24 protein-coding genes are annotated in these 25,740 nt (G+C 72.0%); 8 read left to right on the top strand and 16 right to left on the bottom strand.

Annotated features, from left to right (window positions below; translation table 11 throughout):
- Positions 1 to 4 precede the first annotated feature (4 nt).
- The 5 genes from OHN19_RS36360 to OHN19_RS36340 form a co-directional block, all read right to left on the bottom strand.
- Positions 5 to 856: an SGNH/GDSL hydrolase family protein gene (locus tag OHN19_RS36360; protein WP_330268252.1), complete on the bottom strand. Its 852-nt coding sequence runs from the start codon at positions 854 to 856 to the stop codon at positions 5 to 7.
- Between the two features lie 33 nt (positions 857 to 889).
- Positions 890 to 2,053, bottom strand: coding sequence for a glycosyltransferase (locus OHN19_RS36355; RefSeq protein WP_330268251.1), 1,164 nt, complete (start codon positions 2,051 to 2,053; stop codon positions 890 to 892).
- Positions 2,050 to 3,183 carry a glycosyltransferase family 1 protein gene (locus OHN19_RS36350; RefSeq protein ID WP_330268250.1) on the bottom strand — a complete coding sequence of 378 codons (1,134 nt, stop codon included), beginning with the start codon at positions 3,181 to 3,183 and terminating at the stop codon, positions 2,050 to 2,052. The genes OHN19_RS36355 and OHN19_RS36350 overlap by 4 nt, the downstream gene beginning before the upstream one ends.
- A gap of 187 nt (positions 3,184 to 3,370) precedes the next feature.
- Positions 3,371 to 4,789, bottom strand: coding sequence for a HEAT repeat domain-containing protein (locus tag OHN19_RS36345; RefSeq protein ID WP_330268249.1), 1,419 nt, complete (start codon positions 4,787 to 4,789; stop codon positions 3,371 to 3,373).
- A gap of 300 nt (positions 4,790 to 5,089) precedes the next feature.
- Positions 5,090 to 5,482 (bottom strand): ankyrin repeat domain-containing protein, encoded by a 393-nt coding sequence (locus OHN19_RS36340; protein ID WP_062241394.1) that lies wholly within the window; start codon positions 5,480 to 5,482, stop codon positions 5,090 to 5,092.
- 218 nt (positions 5,483 to 5,700) lie between these two features.
- On the opposite strand from OHN19_RS36340, the gene OHN19_RS36335 reads away from it, so the two are divergent.
- Both OHN19_RS36335 and OHN19_RS36330 read left to right on the top strand, forming a co-directional pair.
- Positions 5,701 to 5,895 carry a hypothetical protein gene (locus tag OHN19_RS36335; RefSeq protein ID WP_007380617.1) on the top strand — a complete coding sequence of 65 codons (195 nt, stop codon included), beginning with the start codon at positions 5,701 to 5,703 and terminating at the stop codon, positions 5,893 to 5,895.
- A gap of 40 nt (positions 5,896 to 5,935) precedes the next feature.
- The gene (locus OHN19_RS36330; protein ID WP_330268248.1) at positions 5,936 to 7,543 is read left to right on the top strand and encodes an ABC transporter ATP-binding protein; all 1,608 of its coding nucleotides are present in this window, start codon (positions 5,936 to 5,938) and stop codon (positions 7,541 to 7,543) included.
- Positions 7,544 to 7,648: 105 nt separating this feature from the next.
- On the opposite strand, the gene OHN19_RS36325 is transcribed toward OHN19_RS36330, so the two are convergent.
- Positions 7,649 to 9,148: a PLP-dependent aminotransferase family protein gene (locus tag OHN19_RS36325; RefSeq protein WP_330268247.1), complete on the bottom strand. Its 1,500-nt coding sequence runs from the start codon at positions 9,146 to 9,148 to the stop codon at positions 7,649 to 7,651.
- Positions 9,149 to 9,212: 64 nt separating this feature from the next.
- Between OHN19_RS36325 and OHN19_RS36320 the strand changes: the two genes are divergently transcribed.
- The 4 genes from OHN19_RS36320 (at position 9,213) to OHN19_RS36305 (ending at position 12,719) form a co-directional block, all read left to right on the top strand.
- Positions 9,213 to 9,902 (top strand): YczE/YyaS/YitT family protein, encoded by a 690-nt coding sequence (locus OHN19_RS36320; protein WP_391195846.1) that lies wholly within the window; start codon positions 9,213 to 9,215, stop codon positions 9,900 to 9,902.
- On the top strand, positions 9,899 to 10,666 hold the full coding sequence (locus tag OHN19_RS36315) for a glycerophosphodiester phosphodiesterase (protein WP_330268245.1): 768 nt from the start codon (positions 9,899 to 9,901) through the stop codon (positions 10,664 to 10,666). Before OHN19_RS36320 ends, OHN19_RS36315 begins: the two co-directional genes overlap by 4 nt.
- Before the next feature lie 54 nt (positions 10,667 to 10,720).
- Complete coding sequence (locus tag OHN19_RS36310) at positions 10,721 to 12,076, top strand: MFS transporter (RefSeq protein WP_330268244.1); 1,356 nt, start codon at positions 10,721 to 10,723, stop codon at positions 12,074 to 12,076.
- Between the two features lie 268 nt (positions 12,077 to 12,344).
- Positions 12,345 to 12,719 carry an RNA polymerase-binding protein RbpA gene (locus OHN19_RS36305; protein WP_003977404.1) on the top strand — a complete coding sequence of 125 codons (375 nt, stop codon included), beginning with the start codon at positions 12,345 to 12,347 and terminating at the stop codon, positions 12,717 to 12,719.
- Between the two features lie 235 nt (positions 12,720 to 12,954).
- Here the strand turns inward: OHN19_RS36305 and fxsA are convergent, their stop codons facing one another.
- The 4 genes from fxsA to OHN19_RS36285 all read right to left on the bottom strand — a co-directional run bounded on the left by fxsA (position 12,955) and on the right by OHN19_RS36285 (position 17,044).
- Positions 12,955 to 13,524: an FxsA family membrane protein gene (fxsA, locus tag OHN19_RS36300; RefSeq protein WP_330268243.1), complete on the bottom strand. Its 570-nt coding sequence runs from the start codon at positions 13,522 to 13,524 to the stop codon at positions 12,955 to 12,957.
- An 83-nt stretch (positions 13,525 to 13,607) separates the two neighbouring features.
- Positions 13,608 to 14,402, bottom strand: a complete 795-nt coding sequence (locus OHN19_RS36295) for a polyprenol monophosphomannose synthase (RefSeq protein ID WP_330268242.1) — start codon at positions 14,400 to 14,402, stop codon at positions 13,608 to 13,610.
- Positions 14,403 to 14,961: 559 nt separating this feature from the next.
- Positions 14,962 to 16,557: an amidohydrolase gene (locus OHN19_RS36290; RefSeq protein WP_330268241.1), complete on the bottom strand. Its 1,596-nt coding sequence runs from the start codon at positions 16,555 to 16,557 to the stop codon at positions 14,962 to 14,964.
- A gap of 46 nt (positions 16,558 to 16,603) precedes the next feature.
- Positions 16,604 to 17,044 carry an Lrp/AsnC family transcriptional regulator gene (locus OHN19_RS36285; protein WP_030677853.1) on the bottom strand — a complete coding sequence of 147 codons (441 nt, stop codon included), beginning with the start codon at positions 17,042 to 17,044 and terminating at the stop codon, positions 16,604 to 16,606.
- A gap of 268 nt (positions 17,045 to 17,312) precedes the next feature.
- Between OHN19_RS36285 and OHN19_RS36280 the strand changes: the two genes are divergently transcribed.
- Positions 17,313 to 17,747, top strand: coding sequence for a hypothetical protein (locus OHN19_RS36280; RefSeq protein WP_330268240.1), 435 nt, complete (start codon positions 17,313 to 17,315; stop codon positions 17,745 to 17,747).
- A gap of 39 nt (positions 17,748 to 17,786) precedes the next feature.
- Here OHN19_RS36280 and OHN19_RS36275 read toward each other — a convergent pair whose 3' ends face one another.
- The 3 genes from OHN19_RS36275 to OHN19_RS36260 form a co-directional block, all read right to left on the bottom strand.
- On the bottom strand, positions 17,787 to 18,881 hold the full coding sequence (locus OHN19_RS36275) for a phosphotransferase family protein (protein ID WP_330268239.1): 1,095 nt from the start codon (positions 18,879 to 18,881) through the stop codon (positions 17,787 to 17,789).
- A 12-nt stretch (positions 18,882 to 18,893) separates the two neighbouring features.
- Positions 18,894 to 20,006, bottom strand: a complete 1,113-nt coding sequence (locus tag OHN19_RS36270; protein ID WP_330268238.1) for a hypothetical protein — start codon at positions 20,004 to 20,006, stop codon at positions 18,894 to 18,896.
- Between the two features lie 329 nt (positions 20,007 to 20,335).
- Complete coding sequence (locus OHN19_RS36260; protein ID WP_330268236.1) at positions 20,336 to 21,508, bottom strand: acyl-CoA dehydrogenase; 1,173 nt, start codon at positions 21,506 to 21,508, stop codon at positions 20,336 to 20,338.
- Between the two features lie 344 nt (positions 21,509 to 21,852).
- Here OHN19_RS36260 and OHN19_RS36255 point away from each other — a divergent pair, with 344 nt between their 5' ends.
- Positions 21,853 to 23,088 carry a glycoside hydrolase family 18 protein gene (locus OHN19_RS36255; RefSeq protein WP_330268235.1) on the top strand — a complete coding sequence of 412 codons (1,236 nt, stop codon included), beginning with the start codon at positions 21,853 to 21,855 and terminating at the stop codon, positions 23,086 to 23,088.
- 82 nt (positions 23,089 to 23,170) lie between these two features.
- Here the strand turns inward: OHN19_RS36255 and OHN19_RS36250 are convergent, their stop codons facing one another.
- The 3 genes from OHN19_RS36250 to OHN19_RS36240 form a co-directional block, all read right to left on the bottom strand.
- A complete protein-coding gene (locus OHN19_RS36250; protein WP_330268234.1) occupies positions 23,171 to 23,833 on the bottom strand; it encodes a TetR/AcrR family transcriptional regulator in 663 nt (220 codons plus the stop codon).
- 89 nt (positions 23,834 to 23,922) lie between these two features.
- Positions 23,923 to 24,063: an SCO1431 family membrane protein gene (locus OHN19_RS36245; protein WP_107047873.1), complete on the bottom strand. Its 141-nt coding sequence runs from the start codon at positions 24,061 to 24,063 to the stop codon at positions 23,923 to 23,925.
- Positions 24,064 to 24,190: 127 nt separating this feature from the next.
- Positions 24,191 to 25,549 carry a peptidase C39 family protein gene (locus OHN19_RS36240; RefSeq protein ID WP_330268233.1) on the bottom strand — a complete coding sequence of 453 codons (1,359 nt, stop codon included), beginning with the start codon at positions 25,547 to 25,549 and terminating at the stop codon, positions 24,191 to 24,193.
- Positions 25,550 to 25,740: the final 191 nt, after the last annotated feature.

Genomic DNA, 25,740 nt, shown 5'->3' with positions numbered 1-25,740 from the left:
ACCCCTAGGCGGCTTCCGGTCCTTGCTCCACCACCGACAGGGCCGCCAACGCCGTCGAGACCGCGTGGGCCGTCCGAAGGTCGAGCCTGGCGCTCGTTCCCCGCACGCGGTGCCGTGTCTCGTCGGCGGCCAGCGCCAGCAGCTGGGGCAGCAGATCGGTGCACCGCCTGACCACCCACCCGGTGCCGGCCGTCGCCAGCCACCACAGACTCGCCGACCTGGTGGGGACCGGGAACTCCGGCTCGGGCGAGGGAGCGGTGCCGGTCGCCCGCCCGCGCTCCGCCAGCAACGCGTGGAACCTCGAAGCGAGCTGCCGATGACCCCGCTCACCGGGATGCAACCGGTCCGCGCTCCACATGGCCCGATCGGTGGTCCACTCCCCCTCGGCCGCGTGCAGATGCACCGCCCCGTACCGGTGGGACAGCGCGTGCACCACGGTGTTGACCGACCGCTGCCGCCGGGCCAACGGCCGTGACAGCGCACCCGGCAGCCCGAGCATCGTTCCGGGATCGGGCAGACACGCCGTGAGCAGCAGTGCGCCCTGCTCGGTGAAGGCCGCGTACACCCGGTCCAGCCGAGCGGCCACCGCCTGGAGGTCGAAGGTGCACCGCAGGGTGTCGTTGACACCGACGACCACGGACACGACGTCCGGTCGCAGGGCGAGCCCCGCCGGGAGCTGCCGCTCCAGCACGTCCCGCGTCTGTGCCCCGCTCACCGCCAGGTTGGTGAACTCGACGTCCCCGTCGGACAGCCCGCCGGCGAGCAGCGCGGCCCAGCCGCGCCACCCGGCGCCCACGGGATCCCCCACGCCCTCGGTGAGCGAGTCCCCGAGAGCGACGAAGCGCAGGTTTCTCATGACAAGGCCCCGCCTCTCATGACACGCCCCCGCTCACGCCACACCCCCGCGCACAGAACGCCGTACGAACGCCTCCGCGTCATGCGCCGCGAGAAACGCCCGGACCGCCGTGTCCCAGCCGAAGCACTCCGCACGCGCGCGTGCGAGCCCGCGGCGCTCGGCCTCCGACCGCGCCAGCAGCAGCTCCACGGCGTCCGCGAACGCATCCCCGCGGTCGGCGGCGACGGCTCCGGCGGAGCCGATCACCTCCGGCAGCGCGGAGGAGGCGCTCACCACGACCGGCGTGCCGCAGGCCATGGCCTCCAGCGCGGCGAGCCCGAAGGTCTCGGCGGGCCCGGGAGCCAGGCACACGTCGGCGGTGGCCTGGAGCGCGCCGAGCAGCCCGCGGTCCGAGACGTGCCCGAGGAAGGTCACCGGCAGCCCGCGCTCCCGGGCCCGCTGCTCCAGGCGCGGCCGCAGCGGCCCGTCCCCGGCCACCACGAGCACCGCCCGCCGGTTCCGGCGCACCAGCGACTCCACGGCGTCCAGGGCCGTGCTCGGCCGCTTCTCCACGGAGAGCCGGGTGCACGTCACGAGCAGCGTCTCGTCGTCGCGCGCGTACCGGCTCCTGAGGTCGGGGTCGCGCAGCGCGGGGCGCCGCTCGACCAGATCGACGCCGAGGGGGGCCCGTACGACATTGCGCGCCCCGATCCGCACGAACTCCCGCTCGGCGAACTCCGTGGTGCACACCACGCGCGCGTACGTGTGCGCCGTACGGACGTTGAGGGCGTCGGCGGCACGCCGGGCCGCGTGCTCCGACAGTCCCCAGGTGCGCAGGACGCCGTCGGCGGTCTCGTGGGAGACCATCACGGCGGGGACGCGGGCGCGGCGGGCCCATTTGCCGGTCCACCTCAGGGTCGTCCGGTCGGAGACCTCCAGGCGGTCGGGGGCGAGTTCCTCCAGGAGCCGGGCCACGCGCCGTTTGTCGGCGAGGACGCGGTAGCCGCCGGTGCCGGGGAGCAGCGGGCCGGGCAGGGTGATGACGCGCCCCTGCTCGGTCTGCCGGTCGCTCGCGCGCTCGCCCGGCACGACGAGCACCGACTCGTGCCCGGCGGCCTGGTAGCCCTTGCCGAGCTCACGCAGGGCGGTGCGCAGGCCGCCCGAGGCGGGGGCGACGAAGTTGGCGAGGCGGACGATCCGCAGCGACTGTCCGCTCATGCCGCCACCGCCGTCTTCCGGCCGGCGAGGACGGCGCCGTAGTGGGCGATGAGCTGGTCGCCGACGGCGGCCCAGGTGCGGCCCTCGACCAGGGCCCGCGCGGCGGAGCCGAACGCGGCCCGCATGCCGGGGGCGGCGGCCAGGGACCTGACCGCGTCCCGTACGGCGGCCGGGTCGCGCGGCGGGACGAGGAACCCGGTGCGCCCGTGGGCGACCAGGTCCAGCGGACCTCCGGCGGCGGGCGCGACCACGGGCACGCCGCTGGCCATGGCCTCCTGCACGGTCTGGCAGAAGGTCTCGAAGGGCCCGGTGTGCGCGAAGACGTCGAAAGAGGCGAAGATCCGGGCCAGTTCGTCACCCGTGCGACGGCCCAGGAAGACCGCGCCGGGCAGAGCCTCGGTGAGCGAGGGCTCACTCGGCCCGTCGCCGACCACCACGACCTTGACGCCCTCCAGGCGGCAGGCGTCGGCCAGCAGCTCGACGTGCTTCTCGGGGGCGAGCCGGCCGACATAGCCGACGATCGTCTCGCCGTTCGGGGCGAGCTGCCGGCGCAGGGCCTCGTCGCGCAGCTCGGGGCGGAAGCGGACGGTGTCGACGCCCCGCGGCCACAGCTTGACCCGGGGCACGCCGTGCGCCTCCAGGTCGTGCAGGGACGCGCTGGACGGGGCGAGGGTGAGGTCGGCGGCGGCGTGGACGGAGCGGATGCGGCGCCAGGCGGCGGCCTCGCCCGCGTGCACATAGGTGCGGGCGTATCCGGCGAGGTCGGTCTGGTAGACGGCGACGGCGGGGATGCCGAGCCGGGCGGCGGCGGCCATGCCGCGGACGCCGAGCACGAAGGGGCTGGCCAGGTGGACGACGTCGGCACGGTGCTCGGCGATCGCCGCGGCCACGCGCCTGCTGGGGAGGGCGACGCGGACCTGGGGGTAGCCCGGGAGGGGGAGGGAGGGGACACGGACGACGGGGCAGGGCGCGAGGGCGTCCACGCCGGGCCCGGGGCCGGACGCGGTGGCCGGCGCTACGACGAGCGGGAGGTGACCGCGATCCACGAGGTGCCGGGCGGTCTGGAGCGCGCAGTGGGCCACGCCGTTCACGTCGGGGGGAAAGGATTCGGTCACTATGACGACACGCATACCGGTGTTGTCGCCGTACTGGACGTGGCCGCGTCAACGTGGATCTTTGCGAACGGTGAACGTCCCATGAGCGTTCCGCTGCGCACCCGAGCAGGTCAGGCCGCGTCCATGCCGACCTGACCCGCGGGTCACCCCGGGTTCACCCGCCGGGCGTGACGGTGCCCGGCGGTGCGCTTCCGGGCGGGTGTCACATGGCGGCGGTGTCCGGTCCGATGCGGCTGCGGACGACCGTCTGGACCTCGGCCTCCTCGGCCGGGTCGGCGGCGAGCCTGCGGAGCCGTTCCACGACCCGGGCGTCGCCGGTCTCGGCGTGCCGGGCGGCGATCTCGCGGGTGGTCTCCTCGCAGTCCCAGAGGCATTCGACGGCGAAGCCGGTGGCGAAGGAGGGGTCGGTGGCGGCGAGCGCGTGGGCGGCGCGGCCCCGGAGGTGGGAGGAGGCGGTCTCCCGGTAGACGTGGCGCAGTACGGGGGCGGCGCAGGCGATGCCGAGCCGTCCGGCGCCGTCGACGAGGGTCCACAGGGTGGGCGCGTCGGGGCCTTCGCCCCGGACGGCCTCCCTGAGGGCCGCGAGCACGAGGTCGCGGTCCTGGGCTCCGCCCAGACAGGCGAGCATGCGTCCGGCGGCGGCGCCCAGCGGATCGGGCCGTCGGGCCCAGCCGCGGGCCCGGTCGACGGCGGCGATACTGCGCATACGTTCGAATGAGTCGAGCGCGGCCTCCACGACGGACGCGGAGCCGGTCGTGACGGCCAGCTCGATCAGATCGAAGGCGGCGGGATCGTTGCCGTCGGCCAGGTAGCGCAGTGCGGTGCAGCGCGCCCCGTCGGTGCCGTCCTCGGCGGCCGCGAGGATCTCGGACCGGTCCTCGGGACCCGCCACGGCGGCCAGGCAGCGGGCGGCCGGCACATGCAGCGCGGCCCCCCGCTCGATGCCCTGCTGGGCCCACTCGAAGACGGCCCGCACGCTCCACCCCGGACGGGGCCCGGTAGGTCGCATCTGGCGTTGCCAGCGGTCGAAACAGCCGGCCTCGTGAGCGGCACGCACACGTGTGGAGACGGATTCGCGGGGATCCTCGGCCCACAACCGCCATGGCCGCGGTTCGAAGGCGTCCCGGACGGCGGCGGCCAGCTCGGCCTCGCCCTCGGGATCGGTCGCGAACCGCGCGAGCACGGGAGCGGCGAGGGCCCGCAGGCCCGCGTCGTCGTCCCGCAGCGCCAGTTCGTCCAGGGCCCAGGCCCAGTTGGAGCCCGAGGCGGCGTACCTGCGCAGCAGTTCGAGCGCGTCGCGCCTGCCGTAGGAGGCGAGGTGGCCGAGGACGGCGAGGGCGAGGCCCGTGCGTGACTCCTCGGTGTCGAAGACGTCGTCCACCTCGAAGAGGTGCGCCTCGATCTCGTCCAGCTCGCCGTTGAGGTCGAGGTAGAGACGGGCGTAGTAGAGGGAGCGGTTCTCCACCTGCCAGTCGTGGCGGGGATCGCGCAGCACGCAGTGGTTCAGGGCCGCGAGCGCCTCGGCGCGCGGGGCGGTGAGCGCGTGCAGCGTGCCGTCGCCGCGGCCCCGCTGGAGCAGGCCGAGCAGCGTACCGCTGGGCGCTATGACCGGATCGAACATGGGAAACAGCCTCACATCAAGCGTCGACGCAACCGGGGACGTGCATTACCTGGCCGCGTGACAACACGTCGGGGCGCCCGCCGTTTCCTGCTTGCTGTAAGCCATCTTCCTCTGCCTCTCGTCGGTGGCCCATGCGGACCGTTTCACGGTCCACGCGGTGCGGCATCACCTGCCCAGCCATCCCGTTCGTGAACCACGACGTCATGATGACTCGGCACTTCCATCTGCCGCGACCGAAATTTCGGCGGCCTTGTACCGCCTCCCCCGTTGTCTGTGTTTTCGCTGGTCAGAACATGCGGATCAGTGTGCGCCGAACAATTCGAGCAGTTCTGTCCGGCCGAACATCCGGGCCGTGTCGACGGCCGACGGAGTGCCCTCGGACGGGTCGGCGCCGCCCTCGAGCAGAGCCTTGATGACACCCTCGGAGCCCTTGAAGACCGCTCCGGCGAGCGGTGTCTGCCCCCGGTCGTTGACGCCACCGGCCGCCGCCCCGCGGGCGACGAGCGCGCGTACCGCGTCCGCGTGGCCGTGGTAGGCGGCGAGCATCACGAGCGAGTCCCCGCGGTCGTTGGTGAGGCCTGCCGGAACACCCGCGTCGACGTACGCCACGAGTGCCTCGGTCTGCCCCTGCCGGGCCAGATCGAAGATCTTCGTCGCCAGCTCCACGACCTCGGGGTCGGGGGCTTCGCTCATCGGCCGGACCGCCTCTCATACAACCGTTCAGGTGAATCGCAAGGGTACTGGCTCGCGCGGCACATGACCCGAAGTGCCCGGAGGTAAAGATCGCCGCGGCTCTGCCAACCAAGTGAAATCAAGAGAATTTCACCCATTTGCACCTTTTGTCGTATGGATACATGCTGTGATCCTGGAAGTACTCATGGTGACTGTCCCCACGAACCAGGAGCACTCACATGATCCTCTCCATCTCCGGTGTCGTACTGCTCGGCATCGTCGTCTTCATCTTCTTCCGCAAGGACGGGCTCAAGGCCTCCCACGCCCTGATCTCGGCGCTGTTCGGCTTCTACCTGGCCAGCACGGCGATCGCCCCGAGCATCAAGGCCGGCGGCGAGAGCCTGGCGAGCCTCCTCGGCGGCATCAAGTTCTGACGCCGTCCGTCCCGTCCGTACGCACCTCCAGGAGACAGCCGTGGCCCGCCGCCCCCTCCCCCGCATCCTGAGCACAGGCAGCGCGCAGATCGCCCGGAGCCGGGAGCTGGCCCGGACGGCGGCCGACAGCGCCACCGACGTCCTCCACCCGCTGATCACGATGACCCGCGGTCTGCGCCGCCTCGCCTCGGCCGGGCGGCGCAGATGGGCCGAGACCCCCAAGGACAAGCGCGGGCCGCTGCTTTTCCTGGTGGCCTCGGTGGTCCTGGTCGTCGCGCTCGTCCCGTACGGCCCACTGCTCGCCGTCATCAGCCTGATGGCGGCGGCGGCCTGGCAGGGCCGGGACCGCAAGTCCCCCGAGCCGGAAGGACCGGACGAGTCGCAGACACAGCGCCTCCAGTCGCTGTACGAAGCGCTCGTCCCGTACTTCTCGGCCGCCGAGGACCCGGACCCGCTGTACACACACGGCGGCGAGTGGGAGAAGGCCTTCCCCGCGTACGACTTCGACGCCACCGGCCGCATCACACACCTGCTGATCCGCTACCCCGCCTACTTCACCGACGGCGAGGCCGAGTCCCGGGCCCGCATCGAGCAGTTGCTGCACGCCAAGTCGGGCCGCGGCCGCGAGTACCACTTCACCTGGGACGAGGAGGGCAACGAACTCACGGTCACCGTCCTCGCCCCGCTGCCCACCGACATCGCCGCCCAGCGTTTCGTCACCGCCCCGGGCGAGACGGTCCTCGGCTTCACCGACCCCACCCAGGTCCAGCGCACCCTCCCGCTCGGCTACGGCGACGAGCAGCGCGACGTCCCGCCGGTCGTCTGGCGCACCGGCATCCGCTCCACCGAGCCGCACCTGCTGGTCATGGGCCAGCCGGGCAGCGGCACCTCGACCCTGCTGCGCTCGATCGCGCTCCAGGCCCTTCAGTACGGCGATGTCGTCATCGTCGAGGGCGGCGGCACCGGCGAGTACGCGTGCCTGACCGGGCGGGACGGCGTCCTCGCGGTCGAGTGCGGTCTTGCGGGGGCGCTGGCGAGCCTGGAGTGGGCGGCGACCGAGACCGAGCGCCGCCTGATCGCCGTCAACCGCGCCCGCCAGGCCGGCCACCCGCCGCCCGACGACACCAAGCGCCCCCTGTGGATCCTCCTCGACCGCCCCACCGCCTTCACCCACCTCGCCGCCGCGGACGGCCGCAAGGATCCGCAGTCCCTGCTCCAGGTCCCCCTGCGGCACGGTCGTGCAGCGAATGTCACGGTGGTGGTGGCCGACCAGTTCGACAGCGCGGAGGCTTTGAGCGATCCGGTACGGCAGCACACGCGCGCGCGTGTCGTGCTGGGGCCCGCGACCGCGGAGCAGTTGGAGTCCGTGCTCGGGGCGCCGCCGCACACGACTCCCGTGGCGCAGGTGCCGCCCGGGCGGGGGTACGCCCGCCTGGGGACGGGGCCGGTGCATCGGCTCCAGGTGCCGGCGACCCCGGATCCTTACGACGACGCGACGAGCGAGGCGGACCGGCAGGCGGTGCTGGCGCTGCTGCCGGAGCGGACCACGCCGGCCGACGGGGAGACGGTGCCGTCTGATGCGGCCGACGGAAAGACGGTGCCTTCGGAGACGGTGCCTTCGGATGCGGTGGCCGCGGAGGCGCCGTAGCGGCGGAGGTCGTCATGCGGCTGCGGGCCGTTCGGGGCTGGTCGCGCAGTTCCCCGCGCCCCTGAGTGGGTTCCAGTCGCCGCGGGCCACGACGCGTCACGCCCCTCACGCCACGAAGGTCCGGGGTGATTCCCCGCTGCCCGACCCGCCGTTCTCCACCACCCTCGCCGCCGCGGCCAACCGCATCGCCGCCTCCTCGGCCACCACGCCTCCCACCGTGAACGGCAGTCGCACATAGCCTTCGAAGGCGCCGTCCACTCCGAAGCGCGGCCCGGACGGCACCCGGACCCCCACTCGCTCCCCCACTTCCGCCAGCCGCGACCCGGACAACCCCCCGGCCCGCACCCACAGCGTCAGGCCGCCCTGCGGGACCTCGAACTCCCAGGACGGCAGTTCCTTCCGTACCGCCGACACCAGCGCGTCCCGGTTCTCCCGGGCCTGGCCCCGCCGGAGTTCCACGGCGTGCTCCCAGCCGCCGGTGCTGAACAGCCAGTTCACGGCCAGCTGTTCGAGGACCGGGGTCCCGAGATCGGCGTAGGCCCGCGCGGCGACCAGGCTGCGGATGACGTCGGGAGCCGCCCGCACCCAGCCGATGCGCATCCCCGCCCAGAACGCCTTGCTGGCGGAGCCGACGGTGACCACGGTGGAGCCGGCCGGGTCGAAGGCGCACACCGGGCGCGGCATCGTGACGTCCTCGTCGAGCCACAGCTCCGTCATCGTCTCGTCGGCCACCAGGACGGTCCCCGCGGACCGCGCCGCCTCCACCAGCCGCCGCCGCTGGTCGTCGTCGGCCAGCGCGCCGGTCGGGTTGTGGAAGTCGGCGACGACATAGGCGATCCGGGGTGCCGCGTCCCGCAGGACCTGACGCCAGCGGTCCATGTCCCAGCCGGTCAGCCCTTCCGCCATCGCGACGGGCACGAGCCGGGCGCCCGCCTCCCGCATCAGCTGGAGGATGTTCGCGTAGGACGGGGACTCGACCGCGATGCGCTCGCCCCGTCCCCCGAACAGGTGACAGATCGCGTCGATCGCGCCCATCGCGCCGGTCGTGACCATGATCTGCTCGGGCATGGTCGGGATCCCGCGCGCGGTGTAGCGCTCGGCGATCATCGCGCGCAGGGCGGGCAGCCCCGCCGGATAGTCGCCATGGGTGTGGGCGTACGGCGGCAGCTCCTCCAGGGCGCCCTGCACCGCACGGGTCAGCCAGGGCTCGGGGGCGGGCAGCGCCGCGCAGCCCAGGTCGATCATCGAACCGAGGGCCTCGGGCGGGAGCGGCTCCAGGCCGCGGGCGGGGAGCGGGTTCCCGGCCGGGACCGCAGTCCAGCTCCCCGCGCCGCGCCGGGACTCCAGGAATCCCTCGGCCCGCAGTGCCTCGTAGGCCGCCGCGACGGTCGTACGGCTGACGGACAGGGAGAGGGCCAGTTCGCGTTCCGCGGGCAGGCGGGCGGCCACCGGGACCCGGCCCTCCAGGACCAGCAGGCGGATGCAGTCGGCGAGAGCGCGGTAGGCCGGCGGGCGACGCGTACCGGCGCCTGCCGGGCGGTCCTGCTGGGAGTTGAGCAGCCGGGCGAGTTGCGCGGCACCCACCGCGGAGGTCCACTGCGCCACCGAAATCAGTCCACCTTCCCTGAATTGGCCATGGATGGCATGCCATCCCAAGCCACAGGGTGTCATGCGTCAGGCCACTACCACCACAGGGGGACCCGCCTTGTCCGCACGGAACCGTCTCGGGCGACGGTTGATCCAGCTGTACGTCGGACTCGCTCTGTACGGAGCCAGCTCCGCGCTGCTCGTCGAGGCGGGCCTGGGCCTGGAGCCCTGGGGTGTGCTGCACCAGGGCCTCGCCGAACTCACCGGCCTGTCCATCGGGGTCGTGTCCATCATCGTGGGCGCGGTGGTGCTGCTGCTGTGGATCCCGCTGCGCCAGCGGCCGGGGCTCGGCACCGTCTCCAACGTCTTCGTGGTCGGCATCGCCATGGACGCCACCCTCGCCGCCGTCCCCGAGGTGCACGGTCTCGCCGTACGGATACCCGTCCTGCTGGTCGGCGTCCTGCTCAACGGTGTGGCGACCGGCCTCTACATCGCGGCCCGGTTCGGCCCGGGACCGAGGGACGGGCTGATGACCGGGCTGCACCGGCGGACGGGGCGCTCGATCCGGCTGATGCGGACGGCGGTCGAAGTGGCCGTGGTGGTCACCGGGTTCACCCTGGGCGGCACCATCGGGGTCGGCACCGTCCTCTACGCGCTGTCCATCGGCCCGCTCGCCCAGCTCTTCCTGCGGGTGTTCGCCGTGTCCCCGGCATCCGACGGCAGCACGGTCGTTGCCGGCGGGCAACCGCGGGGAGCGATACTGCGTCCGTGACCTCCCGGATACGCCACCCCTACCTCGACCATCCCGGCCCCATCGCCTTCGCCCACCGGGGCGGGGCGGCGGACGGTCTGGAGAACACCGCCTTCCAGTTCCGGCGGGCGGTCGAGGCGGGCTACCGGTATCTGGAGACCGACGTGCACGCCACCGCGGACGGCAGGCTGGTCGCCTTCCACGACACCACCCTGGACCGGGTCACCGACGGCGCCGGACGGATAGCGGACCTCCCCTGGGCCGACGTACGGCACGCGCGCGTGGCGGGCAAGGAGCCGGTGCCGCTCTTCGAGGAGCTGCTGGAGACCTTCCCCGAGGCGCGCTGGAACATCGACGTCAAGGCCGAGCCGGCTCTCCTGCCGCTCCTGGACCTCGTCGAGCGCACCGACACCTGGGACCGGATCTGCGTCGGCTCCTTCTCCGAGGCGCGGGTGATGCGCGCCCAGCGGCTGGCGGGACCGCGGCTCGCGACGTCGTACGGCACCCGGGGTGTGCTCAATCTGCGGCTGCGCTCCTGGGGAGTGCCCGCGGCCCTGCGCCGCTCGGCCGTCGCCGCCCAGGTGCCCGAGACCCAGTCCGGCATCCATGTGGTCGACCACCGCTTCGTGCGCGCCGCCCACGCGCGCGGGCTCCAGGTGCACGTGTGGACCGTCAACGAGCCCGACCGTATGCACCGACTCCTGGACCTGGGAGTCGATGGCATCATGACCGATCACATCGACACACTGCGCAAGGTCATGGAGGACCGGGGCACCTGGGTCTGACACCCGCGTCCCCTGCTCCCGGTCCGCGCACGGCACCATGACGGGGAGGCACGGGTGGGCATCGACACCGTGCGGGCGGGCTCGGCCGACGAGGCCGCCGAACGGCGGCGCGAGCAGCGCGGCTGGTACTTCTACGACTGGGCGTGCTCCGTCTACTCGACGAGCGTGCTCACCGTGTTCCTCGGCCCCTATCTGACCTCGGTCGCCAAGCACGCGGCGGACGCGGACGGTTACGTCCACCCGCTGGGCATCCCGGTGCGGGCCGGCTCCTTCTTCGCGTACTCGGTGTCCCTGTCGGTGATCGTGGCCGTGCTGGTGATGCCCCTGGTGGGCGCCGCCGCCGACCGCAGCGGCCGTAAGAAGCCGCTGCTCGCGGCCGCTGCCTACACCGGGGCCGCCGCCACGACCGGGATGTTCTTCCTCGGCGGTGACCGCTATCTCCTCGGCGGCGTCCTCCTGGTCGTCGCGAACGCGGCGCAGTCCGTCGGGACGATGCTCTACAACTCCTACCTCCCGCAGATCGCCCCGCCCGAGGAGCGCGACGCGGTCTCCTCCAAGGGCTGGGCCTTCGGCTACGCGGCGGGCGCCCTGGTCCTGGTCGCGAACCTCGTGCTCTACATGGGCCACGACTCATTCGGTCTCTCCGAGAGCGCCGCGGTCCGCATCTGCCTGGCCTCGGCGGGGCTGTGGTGGGGAGCCTTCGCGCTGATTCCGCTACGACGGCTGCGCGACCGGCGGTCGGCCGCGCACGGGACGAGGGAGCCCACGGCCCCCGGCTTCCGGCAGCTCGCCGCCACCGTCCGCGACATGCGCCGCCACCCGCTCACCCTCGCATTCCTGCTGGCGTACCTGATCTACAACGACGGCATCCAGACCGTCATCTCCCAGGCGTCGATCTACGGCTCCGAGGAACTGGACCTCGGCCAGTCGACCCTCATCGCGGCCGTGCTCCTGGTCCAGGTGCTCGCGGTGGCGGGAGCGCTGGCGCTGGGCCGGCTCGCGCGGACCCACGGGGCCAAGCGCACGATCCTCGGCTCGCTGGTCGCCTGGGCGGTGATCCTGGCGGCCGGGTACTTCCTGCCCGCCGGCGCGCCCGTGTGGTTCTTCGTGCTGGCGTCCGGGATCGGGCTGGTGCTCGGCGGCAGCCAGGCCCTGTCGCGCTCCCTGTTCTCCCATCTCGTCCCGCCCGGCAAGGAGGCCGAGTACTTCTCGGCGTACGAGATGAGCGACCGGGGCATGAGCTGGCTGGGGCCGCTGCTGTTCGGGATCACCTACCAGGTAACCGGAAGTTATCGGGACGCGATCATCTCCCTGGTGGCCTTCTTCGTCATCGGATTCGCCCTGCTCGCGAGGGTTCCGGTACGGCAGGCGATCAGCGACGCGGGCAATCCCGTACCCGAAAGGATTTAGCGTTCAACACCAAAGCGCTGTAGTGTACGCGTTTGGCCTGCCAGGCGTACCGTTACTGCGCGTCAAAGATGCCGAAACGCTGGGTGACATCTGCTAGCAGATGTGACAAACCGGGCGCTGGTGGGTACAACAAGGGGCGGCTACGACGGCGACGCATTGCCCGGGACGGGACCCGGAACGGGAATCTTTACCGCCGACCGGACGTTGACCGGTATGACGACGACAGCGACACCTGTCCTGTGGGCGACAAGCCCGGGAGGCACGATTCATGAGTGAGCGAGCTCTTCGCGGCACGCGCCTCGTGGTGACCAGCTACGAGACGGACCGCGGCATCGACCTGGCCCCGCGCCAGGCCGTGGAGTACGCATGCGAGAAGGGGCACCGGTTCGAGATGCCCTTCTCGGTCGAGGCGGAGATCCCGCCGGAGTGGGAGTGCAAGGTCTGCGGGGCCCAGGCACTCCTGGTTGACGGCGACGGCCCTGAGGAAAAGAAGGCCAAGCCCGCGCGTACCCATTGGGACATGCTGATGGAGCGACGCACCCGTGAGGAGCTCGAAGAGGTCCTCGAGGAGCGTCTGGCGGTTCTGCGATCCGGGGCGATGAACATCGCGGTTCATCCCCGGGACAGCCGCAAGTCGGCGTAGTCCCCACGGGGGCTGGGCCGCAGCACAAGTGCACGTGAAACACCGCGGGCGCCGTACGTGACTCCACGTACGGCGCCCGCGGTTTTGCGCTGTCCGGAGCCGGGTGAGGCGGCTGCCCGGGCCCGGTGAGCAGCGGCTGCACCCGGCCCCGGCTCCTGGCTAGGCAGCTGCTTACCCCGGCTCCTGGCTCCGCAGCGGCTGCCCCCGGCTCCTGGCTCGCGTGGCTCCCGGTCCGTCAGCGGGTCAGGGGCGGCCTCGGGTCCTGCGGGGTGTCCTCGGGCCGGTCCTGTGTGTCGCGGATGACCTCGCCCTGGACCACCTTGCCGTCGGGGTGGTGGATCCTGGCCTGCTGGAAGGCGTCGCCCAGGGTGCCCGGGACGGCGGCGCGGAGCTTGCGGTCGAACGTGCGCTCGGCATAGCGGCCGACGGCCTTCTGGACCGGCGGGATCAGCAGGAGCAGGCCGACCGCGTCGGAGATCAGACCGGGGATCATCAGGAGCAGCCCGCCCAGCATCATCAGGCCGTTGCCGCCGCTGCCCGAGTTCGACGGGGCGCCGCCCCGCTGGAGCGCCTCGTTCAGGTTCTGGAAGGCGCGGCGGCCGGCGCGCTTGATCACCACCGAGCCGAGCATGAAGCCGGCGACCAGCAGCAGGAACACCGCGAACCCGCTCGCCGCGCCCGCCACCAGGGTCAGCAGCCAGATCTCCAGCACCAGCCAGGCGGCGACGCCCAGCGGCAGGAAGGTGCGGACACGGGAGCGGCGGGGCCGGGCGGGGTACGTGGGGGTCGAAGCGCCTGTCGTCATACGTCCAGTGTGCCTGGGCGCGGCTCAGCACGGCATAAGGGGACGATCAGCCGCACCTGTGCGGCCGTAGCGGGACCACAGGACTACGGCCGCGGGCGCTTCCCGCGCGCGGTGATCCTGCCGACCCGCTCGCCCACGCCCCAGGTGGTGACCCGCCACAGGGCCTCCACCAGGATGTCGCGGCTCATCTTGGAGTCGCCGAGTTCACGCTCGACGAAGGTGATGGGCACCTCCACGACGTGGAAGCCGGCCTTGACCGCGCGGCGGGCGAGGTCGACCTGGAAGCAGTAGCCCTGGGACGCCACGTCCTCCAGGCCGAGGCCTTCGAGGGTCTCGCGGCGGAAGGCGCGGTAGCCGCCGGTGATGTCCCGCAGGGGGAGTTCGAGGGCGACCCGGGAGTAGAGGCTGCCGCCGCGGGAGATGAACTCGCGGGACTTGGGCCAGTTCACGACCCGTCCACCGGGCACCCAGCGCGAGCCGAGCACCAGGTCGGCGCTCTTGAGGGCGGTCAGCAGGCGGGGCAGTTCCTCGGGCTGGTGGGAGCCGTCGGCGTCCATCTCGACCAGGACGCCGTAGTCGCGCTCCAGGCCCCAGCGGAAGCCCGCGAGGTAGGCGGCCCCGAGGCCTTCCTTGCCCTTGCGGTGCAGGACGTGGACCTGGTCGTCCTCGACGGCCAGTTCGTCGGCGAGCTTGCCGGTGCCGTCGGGGCTGTTGTCGTCGGCCACGAGGACGTGCGCCTCCGGGACGGCTTCCCGCACCCGGCTGACGATGGCCTTGATGTTCTCCGCCTCGTTGTAGGTCGGAATGATCACCAAGGCTGTGCCGAGCGGGCCGAACCGTCTCCCCTGGGCCGTACGGGCTCCGTCGCCGTCGTTCACTGCTGCCCCTTCGAGTCATTGCGCAGGCGTCCACCATAGTGCGCACGGCCTGCGATGACGTGACAAGGCGTTCGTATGCTGGTGTCGTTTCCACAAGATCGGGGTAAGAATGCGATTTTCGGCCGCTGTGGCGACATCACGCTCCCCGGCGGAGGCGGTCGCTTCGCTGCGGATGGGGGCCCGGCGCCCTTCGGGCCGACCTGGGGCCCGCTGGCTGCGGGTCGACCGAAAGCCGTTGTCTACTGAGCGCCCGGGCCCCACCCGGGTCACACCTCCCCGGCCGGACGGAACGTTCCCTCGCCGTGGCGCGAGCGCTGAGCCTGGCTCCCAGTGGCGGTGCCCCGGTGCGGCACACCGTCCCTGACCCAGCGGCGCTGCGACGACTGGGCGGAGGTTCCGCGGTCGGGCGTCCGGTGGTGGACCCGGCCGAACCTACCGGCCCCCTGCCGTCGGCTGTCAACAGCCGTTTGACCTGCGGCTCCGCCGTCAACGCCCTGGTCAGCGGGGAGGATGCGCAGGTCGCGCGACAGGTCGGCCGGTGCCGCGCCACCCCGGGAGATCACTCGCCCGGCCGTACGAAGACCGTCCGTCCGCCGACCACCGTGCGCAGACAGACGGGCAGGTCACGGCCCGGCGTCAGGTCGGGCAGGCCGGGGGTGCCGGAGCGCGGGTCGGTGGACCAACGGGCCACCCGGTCGTCGGGGGCCTGCACGACCAGTTCGTCGGTGCGCCACACCGCGTAGTCCGCGGGGGCGCCGGGCACCAGGACGCCGGCGTCGTCGCGCCCGACCGCCCGCCAGCCGCCCCGGGTGTGCGCGGTGAAGGCGGCGCGCACGGAGACCCGGTGCTCGGGGGTGTGGTGGAAGGCGGCCGCGCGGACCGTGCCCCACGGGTCGAGGGGGGTCACCGGGCTGTCGGAGCCGAAGGCGAGCGGGACGCCGGCCCGCAGGAGGGCCGCGAAGGGGTTCAGGCGGCTCGCCCGCTCCCGGCCCAGGCGCCGGGCGTACATGCCGTCCTCGCCGCCCCACAGGGCGTCGAAGGCGGGCTGGACGGAGGCGGTGAGACCGAGTTCGGCGAAGGCGGCGATCGCCTCGGGAGTGAGCATCTCGGCGTGCTCGACGCGGTGCCGGGCGGCACGGACGCGGGCGAGGCCGAGCTTCTCCGCGGCGGCGCGGACACCCTCGACCACGGCGGTCACGGCCGCGTCGCCGATCGCGTGGAAACCGGCCTGGAGGCCCGCCTCGGTGCAGGCGATGACATGGGCGGCCACGGCGGCGGTGTCCAGGTAGGCGGTGCCGGTGTGGTCGGCGTCGGTGTAGGGCTCGTGCAGGCAGGCGGTGTGGGAGCCGAGGGCGCCGTCGACGAAGAGGTCCCCGGCGGCGCCGACCGCGCCGAGCTCGCGTGCCTTGGCCACGCCTTCGTCGGCCCGCTCCGCCCAGTAGCCGACGACCCGTGGACCGGGTTCCGCTTCCGCGAGTCGCAGGAGGCCGGTGAAGTCGTCCTCCGAGGAGATCTCGGGGCCTGCGCATTCGTGAACGGTCCCGATGCCGAGGGAGGCCGCGTGGGCGAGGGCGGCGCGCTGCGCTTGTTTCCGCTGGGCCGGGGAGACGGCGGCGAGCGCCGTCGCGCGTACGGCGTGATGGGCGTCGGCGGTGAGAGGTCCGTCCACGTGCCCCACGGCCGTCATGTCGAGCAGTGCCGTGGTCACGACCGCGGAGTGGACGTCGATGCGGCTCAGATAGAGCGGGCGACCACCGGTGGCCTCGTCGAGTTCCGCGCGGGTGGGCGGTCGGTTGCCGGGCCAGCGCGAAGCGTCCCAGCCGTGGCCGAGGAGGACGGGGTCGTGCGGGCGGGCGGCCGCGAACTCTCGTACGAGGGTCAGCGCCGCGTCGAGCGAGGGCGCGTCGGACAGGTCGAGGCCGGTGAGGGCCAGGCCGGTGGCGGTCGTGTGCACATGTGCGTCGGTGAACGCGGGAGTGACCAGGGCGCCGTCCAGGTCGACGGTCTCGTCGACCCCGTCCGCGAAGGCGTCGGCGGCGCCTTCCGAGCCGACCCAGGCGACTTGGCCCCGCTCCACGACCATCGCCGTGGCGAAGGGGTCGGCGGGGCTGTGGACCTCGCCGCGGCGCAGGAGGACGGTCTTCGGTTCACTCATGAGGAACAGTGTTCCAGGGGCCGCGCGACCACCGGAGTGCGGGTGATCAGATGCGCGGCGGCCTGGCCTCGTAGGGGGTCGACAGCACCACCGTCGTACGCGTCGAGACGCCCGCCAGGGAGCGGAGCCTCGCGAGCAGCTCCTCCAGTTCGTGCGGGGTCGCCACCCGCACCTTGAGGATGTAGTTCTCGTCGCCCGCCACGCTGTGGCACGCCTCGATCTCGGGGACGCCGGCCAGGCGTTCCGCGATGTCGTCGGGGGCGCTGGGGTCGAAGGGTTTCACCGAGATGAAGGCGGTCATGGGCAGTCCCACCGCCTCGGGGTCGACCACCGCGGCGTAGCCGCGGATGACACCGCGCTGCTCCAGCCGTCGCACCCGCTGGTGCACGGCCGACGTGGACAGACCCGTGGCCTTGCCCAGGTCTGTGTAACTCATCCGCCCGTCCTTGACGAGCAGCTGCACGATTTGTCGGTCCAGCTCCTCCATGGCGCAAGAACCTACAGTGCGTCTGATCTCCTCGGATACAGGAGCGGCCCAGGTCATGCCCGGTTCGTGATGTGACCGGGCACGACCTGTGCGCCGCCTGAGGGACAAAGCGACCGCCACGGGCATCTGCGAGCGGCATGTGACGAAGGCCACACACCTGCGGGAGCCTCCGTGATGTTCTCGTGATTACCGCCGTGACGGGGCGGGAAGTGCTTGCTGTGGTCGAGGCCGCAGTGCCTTCACGGCCCAGCCCGAGGGGGAGAACCCAATGCAGAGTCTTAAGCGTCCTGGTCGTACCGCGCCCAAGCGCCTGGCAGTCGTCGAGCCCGAGCCGGAGGGCGTCGAACCCGACGCTCTCGACGACGAGTTCGACGCGTACGACACCTTCGAGATGTACCGGGTGATCTGCCCGGACTGCGCGCAGCCCATCGCCCTGCTGGCGGACGAGGAGGTGCTGCCGGAGCACGCGCTGTGTGCCTCGCCGTGGAACCCCTTCGGCCTGACGGTCTGCGCCGGTACGGGTCGCAGGGCCGCCGAGGCCCGCTCGGCGGACGAGTCGGCGCAGCCCCAGGAGCAGGACACCGCGCTGCTGTTGACGCTCCCTCAGGGGCTCGACTGGCGGACCCAGCCGTTCTCGCACGTCGGTGGCCCGGGTTCGCGCCCCATGCGCGTGCCGGTGATGCGCCGTCAGGCCGCGGCCTGAGTCAGGTCTTCCGGCGCTCCGGCGCCCGAGCCGGCTCGCTCATTCCCAGTAGCTGCCCTGCACCATGGCCCGCAGGCTGCCGTGGTGCAGGATCAGTGTGTCCGGGTCCGCCGGTACGGCCACCTCACCGAAGTGGACCTGCCGGTAGGCGACGCGCAGCATGACGATCGCGTGCCGCAGCGCGGCGTACAGCGTGAAGAAGTCCATGTCGTGCGGGGTGTGGCCGGTGAGGTCGGCGTAGCGGGCCTCGATGCGGTCGCGGCGCAGGAAGTCGGGCAGTCCGCGCTGCCCGAAGGCGACCGTGAGGTCCTGAAAGAAGCGGTGCAGGTAGACCGTCCAGCCGAGGTCCACTTCGCGCGGGGCCAGGGCGGCCATCTCCCAGTCCAGTACGGCGACGGGGTCGAAACCGTCGTAGATCACGTTGCCGATGCGTGCGTCTCCCCAGTTGAGGACGGGCGGGCACGGGTCGCGCGGCCAGAGGTCCTCCAGCCGGTCGAAGGCCTGCTCGATGAGGGGTGAGCGGGGCAGTCCGGCCACCACCCAGTCGTAGTAGGCGCGTTGGGCCGTGACATGGCGCCGCAGCGCGTCGCCCTCGCCGGGCAGTGCCAGGAACTCGGCCTCTGTCAAGGGGACTTGGTCGTGCAGGCGGGCCAGCAGTCCGACCGTGGCCGCCTCCAGGTGCTCGCGTTCGGTGTCGCTCGCGGCATGCAGCCAGTTGCCCTCGTAGGTGTAGGGCATGACGTCCGGCGGTACGCGTCCTGCCACGCGCTCCATGACGAAAAAGGGCGCTCCGAGCGGGCCGGGGTCCTCCTCCAGCCACTGCACCTTCGGCACCGGGAGGTCGGAGAACTCCGCCACCGTCCGCATCGTCCGGTACTGGCGGACCATGTCGTACACCGGGAAGACCGTGTACGCCGACGGGTCTGCCGCCAGCCTCAACGCGCACTCACGCAGGGGCGGTGCGGGGTGCTCGACGGTGAAGAGCAGGGTCTCGCTGGACATGCCGTTCGAGGCGGGGACGGTGATGTCCGTCGCCGTGGCTCCGGGCAGACGGGTGCCGAGCCAGGCGGTGAGGCGGCCCGCCAGTTCATCGGGGTCGCGGGTGGTGGTACGCGGACGGGGTGCCGTGGCCATGAGCGCGTCCTCTCACGGAGCGACCGAGTCGAACCCGGTGAAGCCGCTCGGGTCGTGCCGTCCGATCGAGCCGTGCTCGAAGATGCCGTGGCCGACGCGGCCGTCCAGGCGGAAGCGGGCCGCGTGGTCGGTGACGCCGTAGGAGGCCAGGGGGTGCGGCTCGGTGAGGTCGTAGATGCGCCGGTCGGTCCAGTCGCGGCCCTGCCAGGTGCCGTGCTGCCAGTCGTCGGCCGGTGGATAGCCGGCGCCGACGGCGAGCGGGGAGGAGGTGAGGACCTCCACCTCCAGCTCCATGGGTTTGCGGACGTCGCCGAGGTGGATGAGGGCGCGATCCGGGTGCCGGGTGCCGGTGCGGTAGCCGATCTCGGGCTGGGGCCAGCCGAGTTGGCGGTCGCGTCGGCCGGGGCGGACCACGGTCGCGTCGTTCAGTGAGCGGTGGCCGTCCGCGTCCTCCTGGACGATCACCATGAGGAAGCGGTCCTCGAAGCGGACCGGGCACCAGATCCAGTGGAAGCCCTCCGTCGGGTGCTCCTCGGCGAACCGGCCGCCCTCCTCCCCCGGCACCGGCCGCACCCCCCAGCTGCGGTCCCGGGTCCCGGTCCAGCCCTGGACAGGGATCTGGCGCCCACCCACCCGGATCCAGCCGTCACAGTGCCCGGCCTGCACGAAACGCCGGCCCTCCAGGGTGAGTCGGCCGCCCCGCCGCTGGAGGTGGTGCGGCTCCCACAGGGCCGGGAAGTCGGCGGTCCAGTTGATCTCGTACGACAGTCCGCCCGGGTCGTCCGGGGCGGCCTGGCAGCTCAACACGAAGTCGCGCAGCGGGCGTTCGACGAGGATGCGCAGCGGGCCGACGCTCAGGTCGGTGCGGGCGTCGTCGCGCAGGGCGTCCGAGGCGCGCACCGCGTGCAGGGTGTCACCCAGGCGCAGAGTCGCGTAGGCGTCGATGACCCCGAGGTTGGGGTACACCCCGAGCCCGAGGATCAGCAGGGCGCGTCCCTCGTGGTCGAGCACGTGGAAGATGCAGCGGTCGTAGGCGTTGCGGTCCCCGGTCGCCACGTACTTCATGGACAGGGGCACCTGGTGCACGGGGTACTCGTCGAGCGGTACCGGGCGGTCGTCGGCCACGGTCAACCTCCCTGCCGGGGTGGGGGCTGACGGTACGTCAGGCGGGCGTCGGTGGCCAGATGTTCGGCCGGACGCCGGTGAACTCACGCTCGATTGCGGGGAGCGGTGACCCGGTCGCAGGCTTCCGCGTTGCCCCGGTATGACCCTTGCCTACGCGCCGGTCGCAGAATCGGTTCCGCCTTCCTACCGCCCTGCTCCGCCGCCGCCCCAGGACCCGCCCATCTACCGCGATCTGATGCGCACCTGGGCCAGCGGCGGGCGCACCCTGCCGGGGCGCCACGACCCGGAGTGGGTCCGGCTCGCGGCGCCGCAGGTCAGGCCGGGGCAGTTCAGCGGGTCTCAGGACCCGCCAGGTGACGGGCGATGACCATCCGCTGGATCTGGTTGGTGCCCTCGACGATCTGCAGGACCTTGGCCTCGCGCATGTACCGCTCGGCCGGGAAGTCCGCGGTGTAGCCGTAGCCGCCGAGGACCTGGACGGCGTCGGTGGTGACCTTCATCGCGGTGTCGGTGCAGTGCAGCTTGGCCATGGCCGCCTGCTTGGCGAAGGGCCGCCCGGCGTCCCGCAGCCGCGCCGCCGCGAGGTACAGCGCCCGGCCGGCCTCGATCTGGGTCGCCATGTCGGCGAGCATGAAGCGCAGTCCCTGGAAGTCGGCGATCGGCCGCCCGAACTGCTGCCGCCCGGTCGCGTAGTCGACCGCCTCGTCGAGGGCCGCCTGGGCCAGTCCGATCGCGCAGGCCGCGATGCCCAGCCGCCCCGAGTCCAGCGCGGACAGGGCGATCGCGAAGCCCTGGCCCTCGTCGCCGACGCGCCGCGCGTCCGGGACGCGGACCCCGTCGAAGTGGACCTGGGCGGTGGGCGAGCCCTTCATGCCCATCTTCTTCTCCGGGGCCGCGGCACTGACGCCCTGCGCGTCGGCGGGGACCAGGAACGCGGTGATCCCGCGCGGCCCCTCCTCGCCGGTCCGCGCCATGACGGTGTAGAAGTCGGCCACTCCGCCATGGGTGATCCAGGCCTTGGTGCCGGTGATCACCCAGTCGTCGCCGTCCCGGACCGCTCTGGTGCGCAGCGAGGCCGCGTCGGAACCGGAGGACGGCTCGGAGAGGCAGTAGGCGCCGAGGAGCCCGCCGCCGAGCATCGCGGGCAGGTGCTCGACCTGCTGTTCCTTGGTGCCGTAGGTGGCGAGCGCGTAGGAGGCGAGGGTGTGCACGCTGACGCCGAGGCCGACGGTGAGGCGGGCGGCGGCGAGCTCTTCCAGGACCTGGAGGTAGACCTCGTACGGCTGGTCGGCGCCGCCGTGTTCGGAGTCGTAGGGCAGGCCGAGCAGTCCGGTGCGGGAGAGCAGGGTGAAGACCTCGCGCGGGAAGTGCCCGGCGTCCTCCTGCTCGGCCGCCCGCGGGACGATCTCGTGCTGCGCGATGTCGCGGACGAGCGAGATCAGGTCCCGGGCCTCGTCCGTGGGCAGTTGCCGGTCCACCGGCTGCGGGGCGCGGTCGGGCATGGCGACGCTCTCCTCCCTGTAGGGGCGCTGGCGGACGCACGCCGTGGGGTGGGGCGGCTCCGCCGGTCTCACTGGGCGCCGCTCGCTGCTCGCGACTCCCGGGTCACGGAAGCTGCTGACCAGCGGCTGCGCCCTGTGAGTATGCCCGATCGGGGACCCCTGGTCACTGGTTAACGACCGCTTACTTCAAGATAGCCCAGGGCGCCGACAACCGGCCCGAGGAGCGGACCGAAATTGGTCCGAACCATTGACGTGGTGGTCTAGTCCTCCTACTGTTCCGGCAACGCGTTACCGCGTTCATGCCAAACAGCTGGCGTTCCCCTCTCCCCCACGAGGAGACACCGATGCACTTTCCCCAGCGCGCCCGTTTCCGGGCGCTGATCTCCGCCGCGTGTTGCGCGTTCCTCGGCGCGGGCCTGCTGGCCGGCGCGACCAGCGCGACCGCGACCACCCCCCAGGCCCCTGTCGCGAAGGCGGCCGGCTCCAAGGTCGTCGGCTACTTCACCGAATGGGGCACCTACGACCGCAAGTACTACGTCAAGAACATCGAGACCTCCGGCTCGGCGGCGAAGCTGACCCACATCAACTACGCCTTCGGCAACGTCACCGGCGGCAAGTGCGCGATGGGCGACGCCTACGCCGCCACCGACAAGGCGTACACCGCGGCCGAGTCGGTGGACGGTGTCGCCGACACCTGGGACCAACCGCTGCGGGGCAACTTCAACCAGCTGCTGAAGCTGAAGAAGAAGCACCCCGGGCTCAAGGTCCTGTGGTCCTTCGGCGGTTGGACCTGGTCGAGCGGGTTCGGGGAGGCGTCGCGGAACCCGGCCGCGTTCGCCCAGTCCTGCTACGACCTGGTGAAGAACTCCAAGTGGGTGGGTGTCTTCGACGGCATCGACATCGACTGGGAGTACCCGAACGCGTGCGGCAACACCTGTGACACCAGCGGCAGGGAGGCGTTCAAGAACCTGATGGCGGCGCTGCGCGCCAAGTTCGGGAGCGGTTCGCTGGTCACCGCAGCGATCACCGCCGACGCCACGGCGGGCGGCAAGATCGACGCGGCGAACTACGCGGGCGCGGCCCAGTACGTCGACTGGTACAACCCCATGACGTACGACTACTTCGGCGCCTGGGACGCGGCGGGACCGACGGCCCCGCACTCCGCGCTGAACAGCTACTCGGGCATCCCGAAGGCGGACTTCCACACCTCGGCGACGATCGCCAAGCTCAAGGGCCTCGGCATCCCGGCCTCGAAACTGCTGCTCGGCATCGGCTTCTACGGCCGCGGCTGGACCGGCGTGACCCAGTCGGCGCCGGGCGGCACCGCGACGGGCCCGGCGGCGGGCACGTACGAGCAGGGCATCGACGACTACAAGGTGCTCAAGACCAAGTGCCCGGCGACGGGGACGGTCGGCGGCACGGCGTACGCCAAGTGCGGCAACAACTGGTGGAGTTACGACACTCCCGCGACCATCGCGACGAAGATGACGTACAAGAACCAGCAGGGCCTCGGCGGCACCTTCTTCTGGGAGCTGAGCGGGGACACCTCGGGCGGTGAGCTGATCAACGCGATCAACTAGCCGGGCCCGGTCAGGGACTTGGGGCGGGGGACCACGAGCCTCCGCCCCTTGCCGTCGGCGTCCAGCCAGCCGCCCCTTGCCGTCAGCCGTCCCGGCGGGCGGGCCGGGGTGCGGGGTAGTTCGGGTCCATCTCCGCGATCGCGCGCATCGAGCCACCGAGCGCCTTCACCAGCAGCTCGCGCATGGTGTCGCGGGAGAGCTGGGGCGGACCGTCGATCCAGTCCAGGGTGGCGCCCTCGACGCTGCACACCCAGGCGAGCAGTCCCATGCGCGCCAGCGGGGAGATGTCGCTACGGCCGTACGCCCCTTCGGCGATGGTCGCGACGATCGCCTCGCGCACCCCGTCCCGGATGGCGTGCACCTCGGCGTCGAAACCGACGCCGCCGCTGACGACCGTACGGTAGGCGGCCTGGTTGTGTTCGGCGTAGCGCAGGTAGCTGTCCAGGGTGCGGTGGACGCGGTCCACCTGTTCCATCTCGAGACCGCTCGCCGCGTAGGTGACCAGGTCGGCGACGGAGTCCTGGATGATCGCCAGGTAGTAGCCCCGCTTGGACTGGAAGTAGTAGTAGATCAGCCCCTTGGCGACATGCGCCTGCTTGGCGATGTCGTCCATGGAGAGCGCGTCGTAGGAGGTGTCCGCGAACAACTTCCGCCCGATGGCGATGAGTTCGGCGCGGCGCGCAACCGAGCGCTCGGTGCCGCGGGCCCGCGGCCGGGCGGCTTCACGCTGATCACTGATATTCAAATTGCGACCCTGATCTCGGGCTGGCGGCGGGACAAGCGCAGTATGTCAGGTCACCTTTGAGTCAGGTCACAGCAGACGGATGAGCCGGATCACAGCAGACCGAGTTGCGTGACGAGCATCGCGATCACGGCGACGAGGACCCAGCCCGCGAGGTGTTCGACGACGCTCGGGCCGTCGTCCCGGGGGCCGCCGGTGCGGGTGCGGGCGGCGGTGGCTGACTGTGCGGTCATGGTGTCTCGCTGCTCTCGGACGACTGGGTGGACTCCCCCACCGATCCGTCCACCTTGCCACCGAAAGAGGCTTTTGCGGCAGAGAGCTTGGTCACAGGGCCCCGGTCGCCCGGGGCCCCGGCGGACCTCAGCGCACGCCCACCGCTTCGAGCGCCTTGCGCTGGCGCGGGGTCGGGCAGGCGGGGAAGTACAGGTAGCAGACGCCTCCGGTGCCGGAGACGACCTTGCCGCTGGCGTTGTACCGCTTGGTGCGCAGCCAGATGTTCTCCCACTCGCGCCGCTTGTAGACGCGCCGCACCGCCGCGTCGCTGGGCGAGGCCGGGTCGTTGGCGATCACATCGCCCTCGGCGGTGAAGCCGATCACCGTCATGAGGTGGCCCGAGGTGCCGTAACCGGCCCCGGTGAGCTCCTCCTTGAGGAACGACTGGGACGTTATGGCCGGGATGCCGGCCGCGATCAGGGTCTCCAGGTCGGTGAGCGAGCCGAGCCGGGTGACCACGCCCTGGAGGTCCTTGAAGGTGGCCGCGTAGGCCGCGTTGAACGGCCAGTTGCCGCAGCCCGCGTACTGGTAGTCGTAGGTGTACCGGGCCGCGTGGCAGACCTGCGGGTCGGCGTAGGAGGGGTCGACCCAGGCCAGTTGCTCCTTGGTGAGCCGGCCGCCCCAGTACTCGATGATCATCTGCGAGCTGGTGGGACTGCACCAGGCCTCGCCGCCGTTGTCGTACTCCGGGTACTGGCCCACGTGGATCTCCTGCGAGTAGCGCGGGACGATCAGCTCACGGGCGAGGCCGGGCGTGGAGGCCGGGACGGTGAAGCGGTCGGGGACGTCCGAGCCCATCCCACCCAGCCGCCACACGGTCGGCGTGTACTTCGCGCCCGGCCTGCGGTACAGGGTCAGCCGCAAGCGGTACGACGCCAGGCGCAGCCCGGTCGCCGGGTCGTCGATCGCGAAGGTGTCCGTCCAGATGGTGCTCTTGCCGTCGGTCTGGTCGTCGACGGAGGTCCGCCTGATGTCCCCGTCCCCGGCGGCCCAGCGGCCCATCACGTACCAGGGGGTGGCCGTGCCGTCGGAGTACGTCCCCTGGAGCTCGATCTGGATCCAGGTGCCGGCCGGGGTGTGGGCGTTCCAGGAGGCGATCACCTCGGTCGAGGGCACGGCGAGCGTGTGGACCGGGGAGGTCCAGGTCGCGTACTCCCAGGTGGCGGTGGTGCCGGTGTGCGGGTCGGTGTAGTCGGTGGTGCCGGCGGGCGCGCCGATCACGAGGCCGGGGCGGCTGCCGGCGACGGCACGGGTGCCCCGCGCGGTGCCGGCGCGCCAGTCGCCGTACGTGATCCAGGCGTGGTTGTCGACCAGGCGGGCGGCCTCGTCGGGGTCCGCGTCGGCCGTGGTGCCGACGGCGGCCGCGGGGCCCGCGGTGCCGGCCACCGCGGCGGCGACCGCGACGGCGAGAACGGTTCTGCGGGACGGCTGTTCGGCTCTGCTCATGGGTGGGAGATCCCCCAGGTGTCCGAGTCGGGCGGGTCCAATGCACGGTTGTGCGCCAACTATGGATGAGGCGGCATGCTCCTGCCAGCACTTCGGGCCATGCCACGCCTACGAATATTGGTCTCGTCCACTGGCATGACCTGGGAAGCTGCCGTTCCGGCGGCGATCACAGGCCCCTCACTAGACTGGAC

It is taken from the genome of Streptomyces griseorubiginosus, from assembly GCF_036345115.1.
GTDB lineage: Bacteria > Actinomycetota > Actinomycetes > Streptomycetales > Streptomycetaceae > Streptomyces > Streptomyces griseorubiginosus_C.
The sequence above is the reverse complement of the archived record's forward strand: the minus strand, read 5'-3'. Positions and strand labels throughout refer to the sequence as shown.